This is a genomic window from Nostoc sp. KVJ3 (assembly GCF_026127265.1).
In the GTDB taxonomy this organism is placed as follows: Bacteria; Cyanobacteriota; Cyanobacteriia; order Cyanobacteriales; family Nostocaceae; genus Nostoc.
Map to the genome: position 1 here is coordinate 2284028 of NZ_WWFG01000001.1, position 22913 is coordinate 2306940.

Below are 22913 nucleotides of genomic sequence, written 5' to 3' on the forward strand. Positions count from 1 at the left end.
TAATCTTACACAAAAGAGTTAATAGCTGATGGATGAAATTGTTTAGATCGCTTCATATTTTTTATAAGTAAATTAGGACTATATGTACTTTGCTCTAATAGCTGAGAAAAGTTTTGAGCAATGGTAGTTAAAGGATCGATCGCTTTAATAGAATCAATTCCATTTAGCTTGAGAGATTTAGCAAGGAGATGAAATTCTGTACAACCAGAAATAAAAGAACGAGTCTTATATTTATCTAACAATTCTTGAATATCTACAAGAATTGTTAGTGGCTCGTGTCCTCGTTTTAGGACTTTAAATATCATTTCGTGGATCAATTTCTGTTCTTCTTCAGATGGAGAAATAATGCGATTAGCAGCACTACAACCTTCTTGAAACAATCTTTTATGGTAAGTACCTGTACCAGCCAATAAGATGGCAGGTTCATCATGTTCTTGCAGTTGTTCGTCTGCAAGTTGAATTAAGGAAATTACCTTATTAGTCAGATGTTCTGGGATATAAGGCAGAGCATAATGAGCGGTACAACAGCCAATCACTATCCGATCAACAAATTTATTGAGATTTTCTAGATGTAGTTGTAGAAAATCAATGAATTCTCTTTCATTTCCATTATTAATAGAACTGGTGCGATCGGGTGCAGAAGGAAGTGAAAAAACAATTACATTAGGTGCTTCTTGTTCATGATCGATATACTGGTTATATTCATAAATAGATTTTAGAAATTCAACAGTAATTACAGGCCCCATGCCACCTAAAACTCCAAGTATTGGTAATTTTTTATTCATAAATGTTCTCCAAATAAGTCATTGCTATTGTTTCAGATGTGTGGTTTACTAAAAATTAAAGTTTGTTGTGAAAAGATTGCTATCTTCTTGTTCAGAATTTTCTGTGTGGAAAGACAGCTTTAATAATGGTGTTTCAGGAGATTTTACTATTTCTTCTAAAAGACCTTCTAACAACTTTAGTATCAATGAGATCCTTTCACTAGCAAATATATCTGTATTGTAGATGAGCTTTAGATATAGTTCTGCTTCATCAACAAAAATAAATTCTAGATCGAATTTAGCAGCGATCATATCTTGATCAATGGAATTAACAGTAATTCCATCTAGTGCTAGCTCTACATTTTCGTTGTTTTGTAGGACAACGACAGTATCAAATAGAGGATTACGGCTCGAATCACGCGGAAAATTTAAATCTGATACTAGCTTGTCAAAAGGATATTCTTGGTTGTCGTATACTTCTAGTGTTGTTGTTTTCACTTTTGCTAGTAAACTCGCAAAACTATCGTCTGCTACTATTTGGTTATGTAAGACTAAGGTGTTAACATAAAAACCTATTTGTTCTTCTAAATCAGGATGATTGCGTCCGGCTATAGGAGAACCTACTGTAATCTCATTTTGTTCGGTATAGCGAAACAAAAAACTATTGATTAGAGTCAGCAAGCCCATAAACAAACTGGCTTCTTTCGTTTTGACAAATTGCCCAAAGCGTTTGATTAATTCTTGGTTTGGCTTCCAGATAACTGCACTACCTTGGAAGCTTTGAATCATTGGTCGAGCATAATCTAAAGGTAAGTTAATCCGTGTGGGAGCAGGAGTAAATTTAGCTAACCAATAATCACGTTGCGCTTGTAGTACCGACGTTTTTAAGCGCTTTTCTTGCCACAAGGTATAGTCTTTATAATGAATTCTTAAAGGTGGTGGTAATTCTGAATTTTGTTGCCCGTAAGCATGATAAAGTGCGAGAAAGTCTTTAATCAAAACACCTGCTGACCAACCATCAGAAATAATATGGTGCATATTAAATACAACTATATAGCTCTGTTGATTTAATTTTAATAAGTCAACTTTGAGTAAAGGCCCTACTTCTAAATCAAAAGTAGTTTTGGCATTGTTGTAAATAGCCTCAGAGAGAATTTTTTGCTGTTCTTCATACTCCGTTAAATCGATCTGCTTGACTCTAAAATTCATTTTTTCATGCACGACTTGACGCGGTTCATTATCTATTAATTTAAAGGTAGTCCGCAATATTTCGTGACGTTGAATCAAATGTTGAAAAGCATTTTCAAAAGCAGCGATATTTAAATTCCCGTTGAATTGATAAGCACTGGGCATTCCGTAGGCAGTATGATTGCGATCGAGGAATTCTAAAGCCCAAAGGCGACGTTGCCCATGAGACATGGGATAAGATTTTTGCTGAGTTATTGTTGCTATGGGTTCTTGAAAGTTATATTGAGTTTTAGCTACTAAAGCAGCTAATCCAGCGATTGTGGGAACTTTAAAGAAGTCAGCCAATTTAACTAATACATTTAATTCTTTATGAACGTGAGTTACCACTCTCGAAAGCAGCAGAGAGTGTCCACCAATTTCAAAGAAATTATCAAAAACGCCGATGGGGTGTTTGGTGAGAATTTTTTCCCAAATATTTACCAGTTTGGACTCTAAATTATTATGCGGTGCTGTATAATCTACCTGGGTTAACTGATTTGTTGACTTGATTTCAGCAAGCGATCGCAAGTCAATTTTCCCATGTCTAGTTAAAGGAAATTGCTTGATGAAGATAAAAGAAGTAGGAATCATATAAACTGGTAAAGATTTACAGAGAAATTCTCTGATTTCGGAAACTTCTATATCTTTACCAGTTTGACAATAAGCAGATAATTGAGTCAGATTATCTATCTGCATAGGTAATACGATAGCTTTCTCAATCCCAGGATGACGGCTGAGTTGGTATTCGATTTCTCCTGGATCTATGCGATAGCCATTAACTTTAACTTGATTATCTTTGCGACCGATAAATTCAATCACACCTGGAGCAGTTTGTTTACCTAAATCTCCCGTTCTAAAAAGAGTTTTTCCTTCACTTATAAAGCTGGGGTTGAATTTTTCTTTGGTGATTTGGGGGAGGTTGTGATAACCAGCGGCTAATGCTGCACCTTCTACACAAATTTCACCAACTACGTGCAGAGGTACGGTGTTATTAAATTCATCCAGGACAAATAAACGATTGTTATGAAAAACTTGACCAAGAGGTACATCTGTGTATAAATTTTCGTCTATTAGATATTGAGCTACGCCTACACAAGTTTCTGTGGAACCGTAGACATTGGTGACGATATCAGCCGGGAAGCGTCTTCGGATTGCGATCGCAGTTTCTCGGTCTAATTTCTCTCCCCCGCAAGAGATATATTTTAAGCTAGGGATAGTTTCTTCGGCTGGGAGTACAGCTAATATTTCCCGATAAATAGATGGCGTTGTGTGCAGTGCATTAATTTGATTTTCCTGTAAAAAGTCAACTAAATGCCCTATATGCTGTACTTCGTACATATATAAAGCAGCACCGATTGTCAACGGGAGAAAAATATTTCGCAAAGATGGATCGTGCGTAACAGGAGCAGTGAAGATATAGCGCCAATCAGGATGTTTATCTAAGTCAAAAGTAAGTCTTAAACTCCGAATTACATTCAAAATAGATATATGACAACCCATGACTCCTTTAGGATTCCCTGTTGAGCCAGAAGTGTATAAAATATAGGCAACTTGGCTAGGATCTGGTTTAAATTTTGGCTCATTGTTGTCAGATTTTTCTAGAATATCAGCGATTTTATCTAAGCAAATTGCTTGGATATCTTGAGGTAATTGAGAGACAAAATTAGTTTCAGTTAGACATACTTGAGAGTCACTATCTTTTAAAATAAAATCGATGCGGCTACTAGGATATTGGGGATCTATTGGCACATAAGTTACCCCTAATTTGAAAGCAGCTAGAATGCCGATAATTAAGTTTTGATTGCGTCCGAGAATGAGTGCGATCGCTTGACCAGAAGTAAGCTGATATTTCTCATGCAAGTAATTAGTTAAACGATTTACTTTCTCATTCAATTCTCCATAGCTAAGAGTAGTTTGCCCAACAATTAATGCTGGTGCATTGGGTGTAGAGTTTACTTTAGCAAGAAAGTCATCAATGATTGTCGCATTTTGGGGCAATTCTATTGTTTGGCCTATCAACTCTGTCAGTAATTTTTGCTCTTGCGACTGTGTTAATAAAGGCAACTGGGAAAGTAAACTATTAGCATTGTTAATTACGCCTTCCATCAGAATTTCAAAACTTTCAAGAAACTGTCTGATAGTTTCTGGTTTAAACAATTCCGTATTGTAATTACAGTAGACAATCAGCGCGTTATTAACTTCAATTAAATTAAACCCTAAATCAAAAGGAGTATACCCAATTGGCTCCGGTGGTAGCAATACTTTTAATCCCTCAAACTCAGGTAGAGTTAAACTAGGATCCATATTAAAAGATACGGAAATGAGAGGAGAGCGGGAAAAATCTCGTTGTAATTGTAAGGCTGCTAATAACTCTTCTAAAGCGTGACTTTGGTGTTTAAAAGCGGCGATGAGTGTTTGTTTGGTATGACGAAGATGTTCAACAAAAGAAGTAGTGATATTTGTCTTTATCCGAACTGGTAAAAATTGCGAACAAAAGCCAACTAGCTCCTCGCTACCCTCAAATTGTCGTCCAGATATGGGAATACCAATTACTAAATCATCATGACCAGAAACTCGCTGCAAAAAAGCTGTATAAGCGGCGAACATGGTCATAAATAATGTAGCTTGGTTTTTGCGTCCCACAGTCTGCAAATTTTGCCACAATTCAGGAGCAATAATTTTACTTTCTCTACCTCCTGTATATGTTTTCACAGCCGGACGGGGAAAGTCAGTAGGAAGTTCAAATACAGGGATTTCTCCCTCATAAGTTTTCAACCAAAAATCACGATGCTCTTGCATCTGTGGACTTTGTGCTTCTTGTTGTCGCAAAGCTAAATATTTGCGAAACTGCATTGGTGACGTTAAATTGTCTGTAGCAACGCTAATTTTTGCAGAATAAAGTTTGCCGATTTCATTCAAAATTAGCCCTAATGACCAACCATCGGCAACGATATGATGGGTTTTTAAAGATAGCAGATAGTGTTCCGGCGCTAAACGCATCAACACAGATGAAAATAAGGGAGCTACAGACAAGTCAAAAGGTTTTTGAGACAACTGAGTTCTCAATATCAAAGCAGTTGCTTCAGGATTTTCCTCATCTACTAAATTAATTAATGGTAGGTCAATTTTGACACTATTGATAACTTCTTGTAGTTCGCCTTGTTCCAAGATTTGGGTTCGCAAAGCTTCATGACGATTGACTACTTGATTAATAGCTTGCTGTAAAGATGAAATATCTAATAAACCACGCAGTTCTAAGGAAGTCGTGACATTATATGATGCGGAAGCGGTTGTGTCTAATTCTGCCAATAGCCAAAGCTGACGTTGTGCTTCACTGGTAGGGAATTTCTGGTTTAAATTACTCCTACCATCTTCATCGTCAGAGCGATCGCTTTTTTCTCTTTTCTTTGCTTGAGGTGGTTTGGCATTTTCAAAAAAACCCGCTTGTCGCAGTTCTATAATAGCTTCTTTGACAGCAATTACTACTTTATCTATATCTTCATTAGTATGATGTGTCGAGAGAAAACAAACTCGTTTCTCCCATGTATACACACCTTTAAGATTTAGTAAGTAATAAAAAAGTGGCAATTCAATAGGTTGGAGAAAAAGACTATAAGCTCCAAAAGGTTCAAAGCGAAATAGAGAGCCAAAATTAACGATGCGAATGGGAATTCCTATTTCTTGGAAAAACTGATTAACTTCAGTGGCTAATCGATTAGTTAATTGATTTACCCTTTCTGGAAGCGTTGCACCTTGTTCGCGTAAATGTAGCAGCACTGCTCGACAAGCTGCTAAAGCCAATGGATGACGACAGAAAGTTCCACCATAGCCGGTTAATTCTGTTTGAGGATGAGAATTATCTCCATAGCTCCAGAAGCCGCCATCGATTGTATCCAAAAAATCCGCTTTTCCGCAGATCGTACTAATAGGTAAGCCACCACCAATTGCCTTACCATAAACTACGATATCAGCCTCAATATCAAACCATTCTTGCGCTCCTCCTAGAGCCATGCGAAATCCCGTAATAATTTCATCAAAAATTAGTGCAATGTCTTTTTCACGAGTTAATTTACGTAATTTTTGCAGAAACTCTTTAGGCTGTAAATCAGGTTTACGGCTTTGCACAGGTTCTACTAAAACTGCTGCTAAATTCTCAGCATGAGCAGCAATTATTTCTAGACTTTCTTCGGCTCCATAAGTAAGAACAATTACGTCTTCAACCATTCCTGATGGTGTACCGAGACTTAATGGTTGGGCTGTTTCTGCTTCCTCTCCAACTCGCGCTAAAATACCATCAAAAGTCCCGTGATAAGAGCCAGAAAACAAAACAATTTTTTGGCGTTTTGTTCGAGAACGAGCAATACGAACTGCTGCCATAATTGCCTCTGTTCCAGTATTACTAAAAGCAACTCGTTCTACACCAGTCATTTCAGTAATTAAAGCAGCCGTTTCTGCGGCGATATTAGACTGCATTCCTAATCCGATTCCGTGTTGCATTTGCTGCTGAACTGCTTCTATCACGAAATCAGGACTATGCCCAAAAAAGTTAACACCAAACCCCATTGCTAAATCGATGTAATCATTGCCATCGATATCACGAAAATATGCACCTTGGGCTGATTCTGAGACAATGGGATACTGAAATTCTTTTAAAGCCATGCGGAAGTCAATGGTAGGTTTGACATCAACCATTGTTTTACGGCTATTTTGGGAATATGCTTTAGATTTTGCTGTTTTTTGATTATAAATAATCTCTAAATTTCGGATAAAAGCTTGCTGTTTTTCCGTGAGAGATTTATTTTCATTCAGCTTTAATGCAAGTGGGTTTAAACTTGGAGAGCTAGTTTTTTTCGGTAAATCAGTTTTAATTTTACCATTAGGTACGACTTGTATTTGTTTTTTTTGCAGAGGAGTGAAAGTTTCAATTTCACTACTCAAAACTTTTGATGTATTGCTTGGTGCAACAGGTGCAGATTGGAGGATTTCTAATTGCTTGATAATGGTTTTTTCATGTACATCTTTGAGTTCTTTCAAAGATTGCAGTTGAGCCATCATTAAAGCTTCTTTTCCAGAAGTTTCTATCGAGATAGGTACTGTTTTAGGTTGACTGATAATAGCACGTTCGACAGAAGCGCAAGCAATGATTAACTCTTGTCCATTGTAGATATTGATATTGTTCTGTTTAGAAAAACTATCCGCAGTGGCAAAATCACAGCGTTTCAAAACAGAACACCAAGTTTCTCCACTCAATAAGGGAGTATCTAAACGTAACTCTTTATCTTGAAAACGCCACCATCCTGGTGTGAGTCCAAAAGTTAAATCTAGCCAGGAATTATTTTCTACTGTTTCTAGGAGTACCAAGTAACCACCAGGTAGTAGTAATTCTCGGATATGATTGAGTGTTTCTGTAATATTTCGGGTACTGTGAAGGACATTAGCCGCAACAACTATGTGATAAGAATGTGCTGGTAGCCCTTGCGAAACTGGTGATTTCTCAATATCTAATTGATGGAAGTTGAGATTATCTTTGTATTTAAATTTTTGACGAGCTTTACCTAGTAAAGCTGGAGAAAGTTCGGTAAAAGAATAAGTTGCCCGATCGAGATTTAATTTATTGAGAATTGCTTCAGAAGTCGCACCTGTACCACCTCCTACTTCCAGGATTTGGTAAGGGCGATCGCTATTATCAAAACGCTGTAAAATTGAATTAATGGCTTCAGCTACTCGTTGATTCATCAAACGAGATACAGGAGAATTGCCATATATACTTTCTGCATGAATAACTGAACCTGCGGGGAAAATTAACTCTAGAGGATTTATATTCCCTTTTAGGACTTCTGCTAGATTTTCTCCACAGCGTTGCAGCATTTCTAACTCAGGTTTAGCTGCTGGACAAGTTGTTTGCAGATTTTCTATAGCTTCTGATAAAGAAAAAGGTGTAGGCAGGTTTTTTACTATCCAGGTATTACCTTGATTTTGAATAATTCCATCTTTCTCTAAAGTTTTTAAATAACGATTGATTAAAATATGATATTTGGAAGCGATGGGCAAAGTTTGTAATAAATTTTCTGTTGTCCAGGTTTCTGCTTTATTTAGTCTCTTGCCTAATGCTGCTAAAGCTTTGATAATATAGGCAATGGTAATCGGTTGTAGTTGGGAAATTACCCAGAGATAATTATCTAATTCTGAGCTAGAATTGGAAATTTGATCTGGGATTTGTGGTTCTAATGCCTCTTCTTCAACAGAATTAGAGAGATAGTTAGCTATGTCGGTAATTGTTTGCAAATCGGTAAATAATTGATCTATTTTGACTTTGATGCTAAATTTCTCTTCAATTTTGCGAGCAAAGTCTGTCAAAATTATCGAGTCTGCTCCCAAATTTAATAATGTCTCATCTTCCCGAATTTCATTTTCATCTTCTTTGAGAAGCACAGCCAAGATAGACTTTAATTGATTACGAATTTCTTGTTGATATTTTTGTTTACTTGAAACTTTTGCTAGAGTCATTTTCGTTTGCTCTTCGTTATTTGGAGTCGATTCGGCTAAAACAGTAGTGGAAAATTGGAACCGTTTCCTTTGAAACGGATATGTCGGTAATTGGATATTTCTGTAACTGTAATCTTTGTTAAATTTTTCGGCATCAAAACTAACTCCATTAATGTAGAGTTGAGCCAGTGCTGACAGCATTGTTTGCCAGTTATCTAAATTTCTATTGAGAGAACTAAGCCAGATAACTTCATCGTTATAACGACGACCTTGTTCTGCTAGTATTGGTCTTGGCCCCACTTCTAAAAACAGGTTATATCCTTTGTTGAAGGCTGTAATTAGACTCTCTAAGAATTTCACAGGTTGACGGCATTGTTGCCTCCAGTAACTGGCATCGGGCGGATTTACTAAAGGTTGTCCGTCAATTCCTGAAAGGAGCAGAATTTTGGGATGATTATAGTCAATATTCCGCGCAGCATTTTCAAATTCATCTAAAATTGGCTCCATTAATGGAGAATGGAAAGCACCAGCGACGGAGAGGAATTGAGCCGCAATTTTTTGATTTTTGCAATTGCTAATTATCTCATCAATACTATCACTTTCTCCAGAAATCACAATTTGCTGAGGGTGGTTTATGGCTGCGATGGAAACTGTATTACTATAGTTTTGAATGAGAGAAAGTACCGTAGGCTCATCTGCAAAAATTGAAGCCATTTTTCCGGTAGCGGCAGTTTGCATTAATTGCCCACGTTTAACAACTAATTCTAAACCTGCTTCTAAATTAAATACCCCAGCAATACAAGCTGCTACATATTCACCAACGCTATGGCCAATTAGTAAGCTTGGTTCGATTCCCCAAGATTGCCACAGCATGGCAATGGAATATTCTAGAGCAAATATAGCTGGTTGCGCGGATGCAGTTTGATTGAGTAAATCTGTTTGATTACCAAATAATATATCTTGTAATGAATGGTCTAAATGTTTCGCTAAAATTTCGGCACATTTATCAATATATTTACGAAATGTAGGTTGGGTTTGGTAAAGTTGATGACCCATACCTGCATAACAAGCTCCTTGACCAGTGAAAAGAAAGACAATTTTTTGCTGTTTTTCTGCTGTGAAGCGTTGATAAAAAGTAAAATTATCAAAAGTTTTTTCGTTGACAAAAGCTGCTAATCTTTGTTGCAATTCTGGTAATGTATCTGCAATGATTGCTAAACGTTCAGGTAAGGGCGCTCTCCCGATCGCAGCACTATGACAAATATCTCCGATTTCGGGATGAGACTCTAGGCGAGTTTGAAAACGTCGTGCTAGTTCTTTTAAAGCTGTTTCGTTATGAGCCGAAATAGTTAAGAGATGTCTGGGAAGTTTCAGCTTAATTTCTGTTGTCTTTGCAGCAGGTGCTTGTTCGACAATTACATGAGCATTGGTTCCAGAAAAACCGAAAGAACTAACTCCAGCAATGCGGATTTCGCCATTGTTAGACCAGGGTATAGTTTCACTGGGAATTTTGATTGGATATCCTTGCCAATTAATTAGGGGATTGGGCTGCTTAAAGTGGAGATGAGGTGGTATCTCACCATGTTGGAGGGCGAGAATTGTCTTGATTATTCCAGCGATACCTGCGGCGGCTTCAAGATGTCCGATATTAGTTTTAACTGAACCGACGTAAAGAGGTTGCGATCGCTCTCCATAAACTGCTGCGATCGCATTCATTTCTATTGGATCTCCTAATGGGGTTCCAGTACCATGTGCTTCTATATACCCAACTTGCCCTGGTGTAACTCTAGCATCAGCTAGGGCTTGACGCAGTAAATCTTGTTGGGCGGGGCCGCTGGGAACTGTGAAACCGGCGGCTGCACCGTTATGATTGACCGCAGAGCCTCGTAGGAGTGCGAGGATGCGATCGCCTTTTTTCTGAGCTACAGACAAGGGTTTTAGCACTAAAACCCCACAGCCTTCTCCCCGCACGTAACCATTTGCAGCCGCATCAAAGGTTTTACAGCGGCCATCGGGAGACATCATCCCCGACTGGGAAAGGTTAATCGTAATCGCTGGATTGAGGATGAGATTGACCCCACCGACCAAAGCGAGTTCGCACTCATTATTCCTTAAGCTGCGAATGGCTTGGTGAACAGCTACCAGTGAAGAAGCACAGGCGGCATCAATAGACATGGAAGGGCCGCGCAGATTGAGAAAATAAGATAACCTACCGGCTGCTGCACTCAGGGCGTTTCCTGTACCGAAGAAAGAGTCAATTTCATCGTAGTTGCTTTTGTAGACAGCCATCGCGTGGTCAACGCTGGTAATACCGACAAACACACCGACGCGATCGCTTGCTAAATTAGTTGATGGTATATTGGCATTTTCTAGAGCTTCCCATGTCACTTCAAGTAGTAACCTTTGTTGTGGATCCATTGAGGTGGCTTCGCGGGAAGATATGGAGAAGAAACGGGCATCAAATTCGGCAATATCCTCTTGGAGAAAACCCCCATAACGAGTATTCATTTTGCCAGGGGTTGGTTCTTGAGCATAAAATTTTGAGATATCCCAACGGGTTTTGGGGACTTCTACAATTGCGTCAAGTCCAGCCTTACAGTAATTCCAATAGGCTTCAGGGGAATTGATTCCTCCGGGGAAACGACATCCTATCCCAACAACAGCAATTGGCTCACTTTGTCGAGTTTCTAATTCGGTAATGCGAGCTTGCATTGCCTCCATTTTTGTTAAGGTTGTTGATATTAATTTTTTATAATCGGGATTTTGAGACATATAGTTTTTTTTAACGCAAAGGAACGCAGAGGTTTACGTAAAGGGACGCAGAGGTTTAATCACCATATTTATCAAGCTCTGCTAATTTTTGATTAAGTAGTATTGCAAGTTCATCTTCATTGAGGCTGTCATAGGGATTTAGGGTATCTGGTGGTGAAGTTTGTTTGACATGAAAATTGATGTTTTCAGGAAGGATTTGTTCTCGAAGATAGGTGCTAAGGCTGGTGATATTGGGATAATCAAATATTACAGATGATGAAAGTGTGCAAGCTAAATTAGTTTCTAAACGATTTTTAAATTCTAGTACCATTAGGGAGTTTAAACCTAATTCTAAGAATGAGGTTTGTTGAGAAATTACGCTAGTTGCAGGTAATCCTGTGACTTCGCGTAATACTTGCTCAATTCCTTGGGATAAGGTTGTGGCTCGCTCATCTACAGCTACAGATTTTAATTGCTCTAACAATTTTGCGGAATTATTTTCTTTTGGTGTCAGAATTTCGGCAAAGAATGGTTGATTGATGTTAAAAGATTGTTGAAAAGTAGACCAATCAATATCAAGAATAACTCCTTGGGAAACATTGCCTAAAATCAACTGGGTGAGATATTCGAGAGCGGCATCAGCAGACATACTTTGAATACCCCAATTAGCAAAACGTTGTTTTTCTATTGCATTTCCTGTATCCCATGCTCCCCAATTGATGCTAATACCTGGTAATCCTAAAGTTTGTCGTTGCTGCATTAAAGCATCCATAAAAGCATTCGCAGCAGCGTAACTACTTTGACCGGGGGAACCGAGAATGACAGCCGCAGAAGAAAAGGCAATGAAAAAGTCTAAGGATAAATTACGGGTGTGGTGGTCTAATAATAAAGTGCCTTCTACTTTAGGACGCATGACATTTTGATATCTTTCCCAGTTTTGATTGCTTAAAAGTCCATCATCTAAGACAGCAGCCGCGTGAATTACTCCGCGTAAAGGAGGTAAATCTGTGCCAAAACGGGAAAAAATTTGTTCCATATCTGCTACTGAGGCAATATCAGCGCCGATAATTGTAATCTGTATACCACTTTTGATTAATGATGCGATCGCTTCTGGTTGAGACTGGATATTACGGCTGCATAAAACTATATGATTAGCTCCCATTTTTGCTAACCATTGAGCCATTAGTAAGCCAAGTTTACCCAAACCTCCAGTAATTAAATAAGCTCCTTCTCTAATAACTAACTGCTGTTTTTGGGCTGTGGGAATTGTTGCAGATACTAACCTTGCTCCATAGCGGTTTCCTTGGCGTAAAGCTAAACGCGATTCTCTGCTAGATGTGTGAAATTCGTTGAATAAAAATTCAGCCTCATCAGGTTCTACTGTGGATGATAAATCCAAACATACACAACGAACTTTGGGATATTCGTTATTAATTACTGCTCCTAATCCCCAAAGTAAAGACTGTTGAGGTTGCAAAGACTTATCACCTAATATTTGATTTGCACCGCGAGTCACTAACCATAAATCTGGTAATTTTTCCCGGCTAGTGGTGATAGTTTGGATTAAGTGCAATATAGCATTACAACTCTGGTAAACTGGATCTGCTCCCCAGGAGAAAATTACACCTGTAGGAAATTTACCCGATGGATACGCTTCTTGGTATAAACGGTGATAATCATCCTTTTGAGATGTATTAATGACAAACTTATCTTGAGAACGGCATTCATAGTTATCACTAAGTTCTACAATTACTACTCGTTCTCCAGATTTATCTAATAAATTTACCAATTGATTCAAGGCTGTATTAGGATGCACAAATATCAACCAAGAATTATTAGAATCTGTAGTAATACTTGTAACTGAGTTCAGCTTTTTCCATTGAACTTGGTAAAAACAATCTTTTTCAGGCTTCTGCCATAAACGCTGTAAACTTGCCGGATTAGTCCGCCGTGCTACTAAGTTTGTAAACCGAGCGCAAAGCTGTTCTTGCTCATCATAAAGCTCTAAGTTTACAGACATTTCACTGTTATTATCAGATTTAATATCAATGTGCGTCCAAGCTTGAGAACCAGGATTTCTAAAAAATTCTAATGAAGAGAAACCGTAGGGTAAGTGCAATTCCTGTCCGTGAAGTTCTGGGAAAGCCGCGCCAATACTTTGCAAACAAGCATCTAAAAGCACGGGATGCAGACAATAACGCCGATCTGATAGACTGCGATCGATACTAATTTTAGCCTGGGAACCATTTTCTAAATAACGTAGTTCTTGAATAGCTTGAAATTTATTACCATAGCTGATTCCCATCTGACTATAAAGCTCATAGAATCTGGAGATAGAAACAGATTCCCCTGCTAAATCAGACCAATTATTTACAGATACAGGAGATTTTTGATGGTTAGGTTTAATCTCACCATTTACATGAAGAATCCAAGTATTTTCTGATGAGTTACTACTAAATATCTCAAAGCTATAGCTTGACTCAAATGATTTTTTGGGTTTAAAAATGATTTGTAATGTAGTTTGAGATTCAGATAATATTAACGCTTGGTGAATTGATACATTTTCTATAATCGCCAAATTATCAGCAAATATTTTCTGACTAGCTGCTAAAATTGCTTCAATAAAACCTGTAGCGGGGAATAATATTTTTTCAAATACTTTGTGTTCCGCAAGATAATTTGGATTATCAGAGCTTATCTCTCCATCAAAAACAATTTCTCCTGTAGCTAGTTTCTTGATATCACTAATAAAAGGATGTAACCTAGTTTTGATTTCAGTTACAGCAAATTGTGAGTTTGATAACCAGTAACGTTCTCGTTGAAATGGATAACTAGGTAAAGTAATCCGCCTTCCTTGCTTAAATACCTCCGTCCATTCTATGGAATAACCATTAGCGAAGAGTGCCGCTAAACTTCTGTACATCTGGGCTTGTTCATCTTGTCCAGGGACAATGCTGGGTAGCCATAATATTTCTTTAATTTGAGAAGTTAATCGCGCCATTCCCAGTAATACAGGCTTTGGCCCCAACTCTAGAAAACACCGATAACCACTGTCAATTAAGAATTTAAATCCTTGGCTAAAATGTACAGTACTGCGAAGATGACGTAACCAATAATCGGGGGTAGCGATTTCTCTGCCAATTGGTTTACCTGTGACGTTGCTAATAATAGTCAAGTTTGGTTCGTGGAAATAAATTTTATTTAAAACTTCTGCAAAATCATTAAGAATTGGCTCCATTAAAGGAGAATGAAAAGCATGAGATACCGCCAATCTTCTAGTTTTATAACCTTGGTCGATAAAAGTTTTCTCTAGTTTATCGACAATTTCATGCAAGCCAGAAATTACAGTAATTGCACCATTAGCTGCGGCAATACTAACTTGACTGCTATAGGGAACAATATAAGCTGCTACTGTTTCATAATCAGCATAAATTCCTGCCATAGCTCCATTGTGCGGTAGTTCTCCCATTAAGCGACCACGTTGGGCAACTAATTGTAGAGCATCTTCTAACGAAAAGACTCCTGCTAAACAAGCTGCGACATATTCACCGATGCTATGTCCTAAAAGCGCGGAGGGTTGTATTCCCCAAGATTGCCATAATTTAGCAAGTGCATATTCAAGTGAAAAAAGCGCTGGCTGGGTGATTTGAGTCTGTGCGAGCAAGTCGCTATTTGGCAATTGAAAGATTATATCTAATAGCGATGTACCTAAAATAGGTTGCAGAATTTTGTTACAAATATCCAGAGTATTTTTAAAGACAGGTTCTTTGTTATAAATAGTTTGTCCCATCCCAGAATATTGAGAACCTTGTCCTGAAAATAGAAAGGCTACATTGGGCTGAGTTTCTGACGGAATTGGCGTAATTATATTGTCAGAATCATGACTTTCAATAAAATCAGTCAGTGCTTTTTTAGCTGTCGTGATTGAGTCGGCTAAAATACACAATCGATGGCGGAAAACAGCGCGTCCTGTACTGGCAGTAAAACAAGCATCTACTAAATTTGTAGACTCATTTAAAGCAGATTGATAACTTTTAGCTAACTCTTTGAGCGATTTTTGCGAACGAGCCGAAAGAGGTAAAAGGTAAAGCTGATGATCGGATTTATGGGGAGAATTAGATGCAATTTCTCCAACAATAATATGAGCATTTGTACCACTAAATCCAAAGGAACTCACACCAGCAATTCTTTCTCGTTCGCTAGGATGCCAATTTTTTCCATGTACTGGAACTTCAAAAATATGAGAACTCCAATCAAAATGAGGGTTGGGTTGCTCAAAGTGAAGATGGGGAGGAATTTTATGGTGTTGCAAGGCTAAAACAGTTTTGATTAACCCAGCAATTCCGGCTGCACCTTCTAAATGTCCTAAATTAGTTTTGACAGAACTAATAATTAAAGGTCGATTTTGGGGGCGATCGCTAAAAACCGCAGCCATGCTTTCTAATTCAATCGGATCTCCGATCGCAGTACCGGTACCATGAGCTTCGATAAAATCTATCTGCTCTGGTTTGAGGTGCGCGGCGTTCAGTGCTTGATGTAATAGTTTTTCCTGCGCGTCTCCATTGGGTACAGTCAGCCCGCTACTTGGGCCATCGTGATTCACCGCTGTACTATAAACTCTAGCTAAAATGCGATCGCCATTTTTAACTGCTTCACTCAACCGCTTCAGAACAATCATCCCACAACCTTCGCCCCGCACCATCCCATTGGCACTTGCATCAAAAGTTTTGCAACGTCCATCTGGTGCAAGCATCTGGGCGCGACTTTCAATCAGGGAAATTACCGGGGTTAAAATTATGTTGACACCACCCGCCAAGGCAATGTCACATTCACCATTTTGCAAGGCATTACAAGCTAAATGGACTGCAACTAAGGAAGAAGAACAAGCGGTATCAACGGTCATTGATGGCCCTTGCAAGCCCAATACATAAGACAAACGACCGGCGGCTACACTTATAGAAGTTCCAGAACCGGTATAGGCGTTGATTGCTTCGGGAGCATAGCTCAACTGGGCGTAGTCTTGAGTCATCGCCCCAATAAAAACGCCGGTTTGACTGTTGCGTAACTGTTGGGGATTTTGACCGGCAGATTCTAAAGCTTGCCAGGTAGTCTCTAGCAGCAACCGTTGCTGAGGATCTATGGCGACAGCCTCACGGGGGACTATTCCGAAAAATTCGGCATCAAACCGATCTATTTGCTCTAGAAATGCTCCATAAAGAGAAGAGATTTTTCCAGGTGTATCTGCATCGGGATGATACCACTCTCGAATATCCCAGCGATCGCCGGGAATTTCTCTCACCGCATCTTTCCCTTGTTCTAAAAGTTCCCAGAAAGATGCTAAATCATCTGCACCACCAGGAAATCTGCAAGCCATCCCGACAATTACAATTGGATCTGCTTGTTGTTGTGGTTTTTCGGCGGTAGATTTTTCAATTTGTATTTCGGGGACTTCTTCTCTGAGCTTTTGTACTTCCGAAATATTTAAAATTTCCCCCAGGAGATAATCTGCTAAAGTTTCCACATTAGGAAAACGGAAAGTAATTGTTGTGGGTAGAGAACAATTAAAATCTGTTTGCAAAATATTGCGGAGTTCCGTAGAAGTCAAAGAATCCATTCCCAGATCGAAAAAGCCTTGTTGGGAAGAAACTACTTCATCTTTTGATAATCCTAATACAGTGGAGACGCGCAAACTAATATGGCGGATTAGCAAATCACGACGCTGTTTTACAGGTAGAGTTTGCCATTGTTCTAAAATATTTGATGCAGCTTGAGATTTAGTTTTTACTTGGGGTAAGAAGTTTTGATAAAAGCTTTGGTTGATGTAGGGGAAACGTTGCCAATCAATGGCAATCACACCAGCGCGGACAACCTGATTAAACAAGATTTTTTCTAAAATATTGAGTGCTAAATCTGGTGCGATCGCATCATAACCTTTAGCTGATAATCTCTCTAAAACATTGCGATCGACTGCTGCACCAACTTCGCTCCACGGGCCCCAATTGACAACTGTTGCAGGTAAATTATGTGCATGACGATAATAGGTAAAGGCATCCTCAAAGGCATTAGCAGCTGCCGCGTTAGCTTGTCCCGCCGAGCCAATTAGTGATACCGCAGACGTATAACAAACAAAGAAATCTAAAGGATCGTTCAGGGTTAATTGATGAAGTAACCAAGTACCTTTAACTTTGGGCGCGAGAACATAATTAAACCGTTCTGGTGTCAGTCGCAATAGTGTTGTATCGTCTAAAGTACCAGCGATGTGGAAAATCCCTCGCACAGGATATTGCGATCGGCATTCTGCTAGTAATGTGTGCAGTTTCTCTGCATCTGTGACATCCACATCTTTGATTTGAATGTCTGCGTTATTAGTTGATTGCAGACTTGCCAGAATTTCAGGGGTGAGATTTTTTGCACCACTGCGACTACACAAGATTAAATGACGAGCGCCACGTTCTATCATCCATCTAGCAGTGGCTAAACCTAACCCACCTGTACCGCCAGAAATTAAATAACAGCTATCTTGGCGAAAATTGATGTTTCCTTCTTCTAGTTTTCGCTCTACTAAACGCGGGGAAAAGCGTTGTTCACTCCGCAAAGCTACGCGATTTTCTGGTGTATGATTGTAAATTTCTCGGAATAGTTTTTCCCCTAAATCTTGTTCGTAAGGATCTAAATCAATGGCTCTAAAATTTAATTCAGGATGTTCTAGTACTAAGCTTAAAGCGATTCCTAATAATGAAGATTGGGCTGGAGATGTGAGCGTTGCTATTTCTTTGGCTGGTACAGAACCTTGAGTGACAAGAATAAGCGCAGGAGGATTTTCTTGTTGTAATAATGCCTGAAGTAAAAATAGGAAACGTCTACAATGAGTTTCTACTGCTTGATAAATTTCGCCTTCTATTTCTTCCAATGCCCAGAAGTAGACAATTTCACGAGTTTCTGGAGTTAAGAGGTTTTTTAATATTGATAGGTAGTCGTCGGCGTTATCAGGATTGATATCTTGAGGGGAGATTAGAGAACAAGCAACACCTCGCTGTTGCAATGGCGTAATTAAACTGTGAGCAATTCCTTTGGAATCGGCAAAGATTAATTCATGAGATACAGATTTAGATAAATTATTTCTTTGAGCAACAATTACACTTTGTTGTAATAAATTGCGTGTCTCTGGATTCGTTGGTTCAATAACATTAGTTTCTGCAAACCCATGATTAGCAAGTAAATTTTGCCAATGTTTAGTATTTACCAAAGGATAACCATTGCGGAGTGGATCTTGACTGCATAACCACCACCCTTCTGTTAAACCAAAGGTTAAATCTACCCAACGACGCGCCCCAGTACTTTCTAATAGTATTAATAGTCCACTAGGAGCAATTAGAGAATGGACATTATCAAGGGTTTTGTTAATATCTGTTGTTGCATGGAGGACGTTAGCAGCAATAATGATATCAAAACTTCCTGGGAGAAAATCTTGAGTGAAGGGATTCTTTTCTATATCTAAAGTTTGATATTTAATGAAAGGATAATGGCTAAAGTTTTCTTTAGCTCTGGTTAAAAAGCTAGTAGAAATATCAGTGAATACATATTCTATTTGCTCTTTTGGTAAATGCGGTAAGATTGCAGTACTAGCAGATCCGGTTCCGCTTCCAATTTCGAGAATTCGTAGCTGACGATTTTTTGGTAAATTTGCTATTGCACTTCTAAGGGTTTGTGCAACTAGCTCATTCATCAACTTGGCTCCAGCCGCATCAGAATACACAGATGCGATCGCATTTAAATCGCCTTGGGGAAATAATAATTCTAATGGCTCAATTTGGTGACGCATCACCTCAGCTAAAGCTGAACCGCAACGTTCTATGAGATTAATTTCGGCAAGGTAATCAGGAAATTCGTTACTGAGATGTTGAATTTGTAATTGAGATGAAGATGTACTTGGTTCTTTTACTAATAACCATCCATCTTTTTGCTGAGTAACAATCCCTTCCTCGGCTAGGATAGATAAACAGCGCGACAACAAGGGGCGATAAAAATCAACTACTCTAGCTTGAACGGTAATCTGTTCTTCTTGATAAGTTTGACCTAATTTAGGTTCCCAATCAAGATTTTTTAAACCTTCCCATATATAGATTACACTTAAACTTTCCATCTCCCCAAGCAAGCGTTCATATTGACGCAATTTATCTGCTAATTGCTGTTCTAATTGCTGTGCTTTAACTTGAGTTTTAATTACATCAGGAGTTAGTAAAGTATCTCTACCATCGGGTAATAATGGTGCTAAAGGAATCCATTCTTCTATGTAAGATTGAGCTTGGCTTGCATGGCGGATAATTTCTTGGCGTTGAACAGATTTGAGTTCAAAGCCAGTAATTGCTACTAATAACTCACCTTGTTCTGAATAAATATCAATATCAGAGACAACAATATTAGGAGAATTTTTAGTTAGTCTAATTGCACTGATAACGCTATCACCCGGAGACTGGAAGAATTGGAATTTAGCAATGCTGACTGGTACATAAGTTACAGATGACTCGTGCTGAAATAAAATAGCTGCGATCGCCTGAAAACAGGCATCTAACATAGCCGGATGAAATTTGTAATTTTTGGCTTCTAAGCGCAGATTCTCTGTTAACTTTATTTGAGCAAATGCACTATTTTCACCACGCTGAAGTTTATTGATTAACTGAAAGCTTTTTCCATAATTGACTCCAGAGTTGCGGTATGTTTGATAAAACGAATTAATATTAAGCTGTTCTGGACATTTAGCTGCTATTTTTTCTAGATTATGGTTAGTTATATCAACTGATTTTAACTTCTCAATTTGTCCATAAACAAGTATATCCCAACTATGATTAGCTTGATTATAGATATGAAAACTTTGTTTATTTCTAATGATTTCCTCAGCAATTAATTGTAATGTCTCTTCTTTATCTCCAAGCAACAATGCTTTGCTAAATTCAACATTTTCTAAAATAACTGCTTTACCTTCTCCCGTCGCTAATGCCATTTCAATAAATGCTGCACCTGGGAATATCGGTTTATCAAAAACTTGATGTTCTGCTAAAAATGCTGGATTGTTTTGACTAATTCTAGCTCGATATTGAATAGAAGATAGAGGAGAAGGCAAGCGATCGCCTAATAATGGGTGTTCATATCTGGAAGATTTTAACTGCTGATTACTTCCTGAATCAATGGGAGTTATCCAGTAATGTTTGCGGATAAAAGGAGAATTTGGTAAACTGATTTTCTGCCCTATATGAGAGCGATGAAATTCTTTCCAATTAATATTTACTCCGCGTACATATAATTCAGCTAAGACAGTTTGTAATTGCTGATGAGTGTTCCCATCTTTCGCTAAACTACACAACCCAATAATTTCATTTGTATCTAAATTACTATGGGCATTAGTTCCCATTTCTAGAAAGATTTGATACCCCATTTGATGCAGGGTGTCAATTCCTTTAGTAATATTGTCTGCTTGATGCAACTGTTGTACCCAATAAGCAGGAGTTTTAATAGAGCTACTAGCTACTTCACCATTAAAATTTGAAATTAGAGTGAGTTGTGAATTGCTATAAACAACTTCTTCAGCAACTTTTTGAAAAGCTAAAAATCTTTCTTCTCCAAGCTTTTGGCTGAAAAAATGAGCGCGACTTGCAACCAACTTAACTGCATCTTCAACAGAAAATACTCCAGCTTGTTGAGCAGCAACATATTCACCCAAACCACAGCCTAAAATCGCAGAAGGGCGAATTTCCCAAGATTTCCAGAGTTCGCAAAGAGCATATTGCAGAGTAAATAATGCTGGTTGTATATATAAAGGATTGTTGGGCAGTTGAGCGCGATTAAGTAAGTCTTCTAGAGAAAAATTTAGATAGTTTTGGAATAAGCGATCGCACCGAATAAACGCCTCACGAAATACCGACTCATCAACAAAAAGTTCTTTCCCCATTCCTGTTAATGTCGCTTCGTCATCATTGCAGAGAAAAGCGATTTTGGGATTTCCTTTTACCTCACCGTGAATAATATTAGTTTGCTGAATATTACCAGTAGCAAAAGCCTGAAGCTGTTCTTGAAAGCTGCTAATATTGGCAACCAATAAAGATAATCGGTGTTTATGGTGAAAACGACCTGTATTTAAAGAAAAGGCAATATCATTTAAATTTAAATCACTATCAACAAAATCAACTAACTTAGCAGCTAACAGGCGTAAACGCTCGTCGTCTTTTGCAGACAAAGTAATCAGTACAGGCAATTTATTTGTAATTGGGGATTGTGCTTCAGGAGGTTCGCTCAAAATAACATGAGCATTAGTTCCCGATGCTCCAAAAGAACTGATTCCAGCCGCTTTTATCTTGCCATTACTAACAGCCCAAGGACGGGTTTGTGTCACCACATTTAGGGGTAAACTGTCCCAATTAATATGAGGATTTGGCTTTTGGAAATTCAGATGAGCCGGAATTTCCGAATAATATATAGATAATACAGTTTTGATTAAACCAGAAATCCCCGCTGCCGCTGCCAAATGACCGAGATTTGTCTTGAGTGAACCGACTAACAAAGGTTGAGATTGAGGACGATTAACGCACAAAGCATCAGCTATTGCTTTAATTTCAATGGGATCTCCTAAAGCTGTACCAGTACCGTGAGCCTCGACATAATCAATAATATCAGCGCTCAAACGCGCATCATTAAGAGCTTCACGAATCAAATCTGTCTGCATCGGGCCATTGGGAACTGTAAAACCGCCACTTGCGCCATCGTTATTTACAGCCGTTCCCCGAATTAACGCCCAAATGCGATCGCCATCTTCTAATGCTTGGCTCAATCTTTTTAAGACAACAACCCCACAACCCTCGCCAATTCCAAAGCCATCAGCACTTTCGTCAAAGGTTTTGCATCTACCATCAGCAGCTAACATCTGATTTTTGCACAATGCGATCGCTACTTCCGGTGTCAGAATCAGGTTCACTCCCCCCACCAACGCCTGTCTGCATTCCTGCGATCGCAAAGAACGACATGCCAAATGTACCGCTACCAACGAAGAAGAACAAGCCGTATCCACAGCCAAACTAGGGCCGTTAAGATTTAAAAGATAAGAAATGCGTCCAGCCGCAGCATTTGTATGGTTTCCAGAGATGTGATAAGCGCCAACTGTGCTATAGTCTCCGCCTGGTGCAATCAGACGAGTATAATCATTGTTGGTAATCCCAATAAAAACTCCCGTTTTGCCGATTCTCGCAGTAGGCGCAGCCATACCCGCATCTTCTAACGCTTGATAGGCAACTTCTAACAGTAATCGTTGCTGCGGATCGATATGCAAAGCTTCCCTCGGTGCAATCCCGAAAAACTGCGGATCAAACATCGCGACATCATCGAGAAAACCACCTTGGGATATGTAGATTTTACCCGGTTTTCCACGGTCTGAGTCATAAAAATCAGAAGTATTCCAGCGATCGCGCGGTATATCTTTTAGCGTATTACCACCAGCTTTCAAAAAAGACCAAAAAGCCTGGGGAGTCGAAATATCATTACCAAAACGACAACCTAAACCAACAACTGCGATCGGTTCACTCTGTTTCGCCTCAACAGCCCTTAATCTCTCCTTCGCCTCATTCAGCGCCTTAAACACCCTAGTTTGGACAGATTTATCGTTATCTGATATATCCATAAACCTAAATTAATTACGAA

At 38.8% G+C, this 22913-nt stretch carries 3 protein-coding genes; all 3 read right to left on the minus strand.

All coding sequences use genetic code 11. The features are described from left to right. Positions 1-5: 5 nt before the first annotated feature. Genes GTQ43_RS09265 through GTQ43_RS09275 form a run of 3 tightly spaced genes read right to left on the minus strand, consistent with a single transcriptional unit; the run spans position 6 to position 22893 of the window. Positions 6-785 carry an aspartate/glutamate racemase family protein gene (locus GTQ43_RS09265; RefSeq protein ID WP_265272329.1) on the minus strand — a complete coding sequence of 260 codons (780 nt, stop codon included), beginning with the start codon at positions 783-785 and terminating at the stop codon, positions 6-8. Between the two features lie 48 nt (positions 786-833). After that, a complete protein-coding gene (locus GTQ43_RS09270; RefSeq protein WP_265272330.1) occupies positions 834-11249 on the minus strand; it encodes a non-ribosomal peptide synthetase/type I polyketide synthase in 10416 nt (3471 codons plus the stop codon). A 55-nt stretch (positions 11250-11304) separates the two neighbouring features. Next, positions 11305-22893 (minus strand): type I polyketide synthase, encoded by an 11589-nt coding sequence (locus tag GTQ43_RS09275; protein ID WP_265272331.1) that lies wholly within the window; start codon positions 22891-22893, stop codon positions 11305-11307. Between the last annotated feature and the right edge of the window lie 20 nt (positions 22894-22913).

Excerpts from the sequence above, each read along its gene's own strand:
- GTQ43_RS09265 (WP_265272329.1), bottom strand. The coding sequence starts at position 785 with ATGAATAAAAAATTACCAATACTTGGAGTTTTAGGTGGCATGGGGCCT.
- GTQ43_RS09270 (WP_265272330.1), bottom strand. The coding sequence starts at position 11,249 with ATGTCTCAAAATCCCGATTATAAAAAATTAATATCAACAACCTTAACA.
- GTQ43_RS09275 (WP_265272331.1), bottom strand. The coding sequence starts at position 22,893 with ATGGATATATCAGATAACGATAAATCTGTCCAAACTAGGGTGTTTAAG.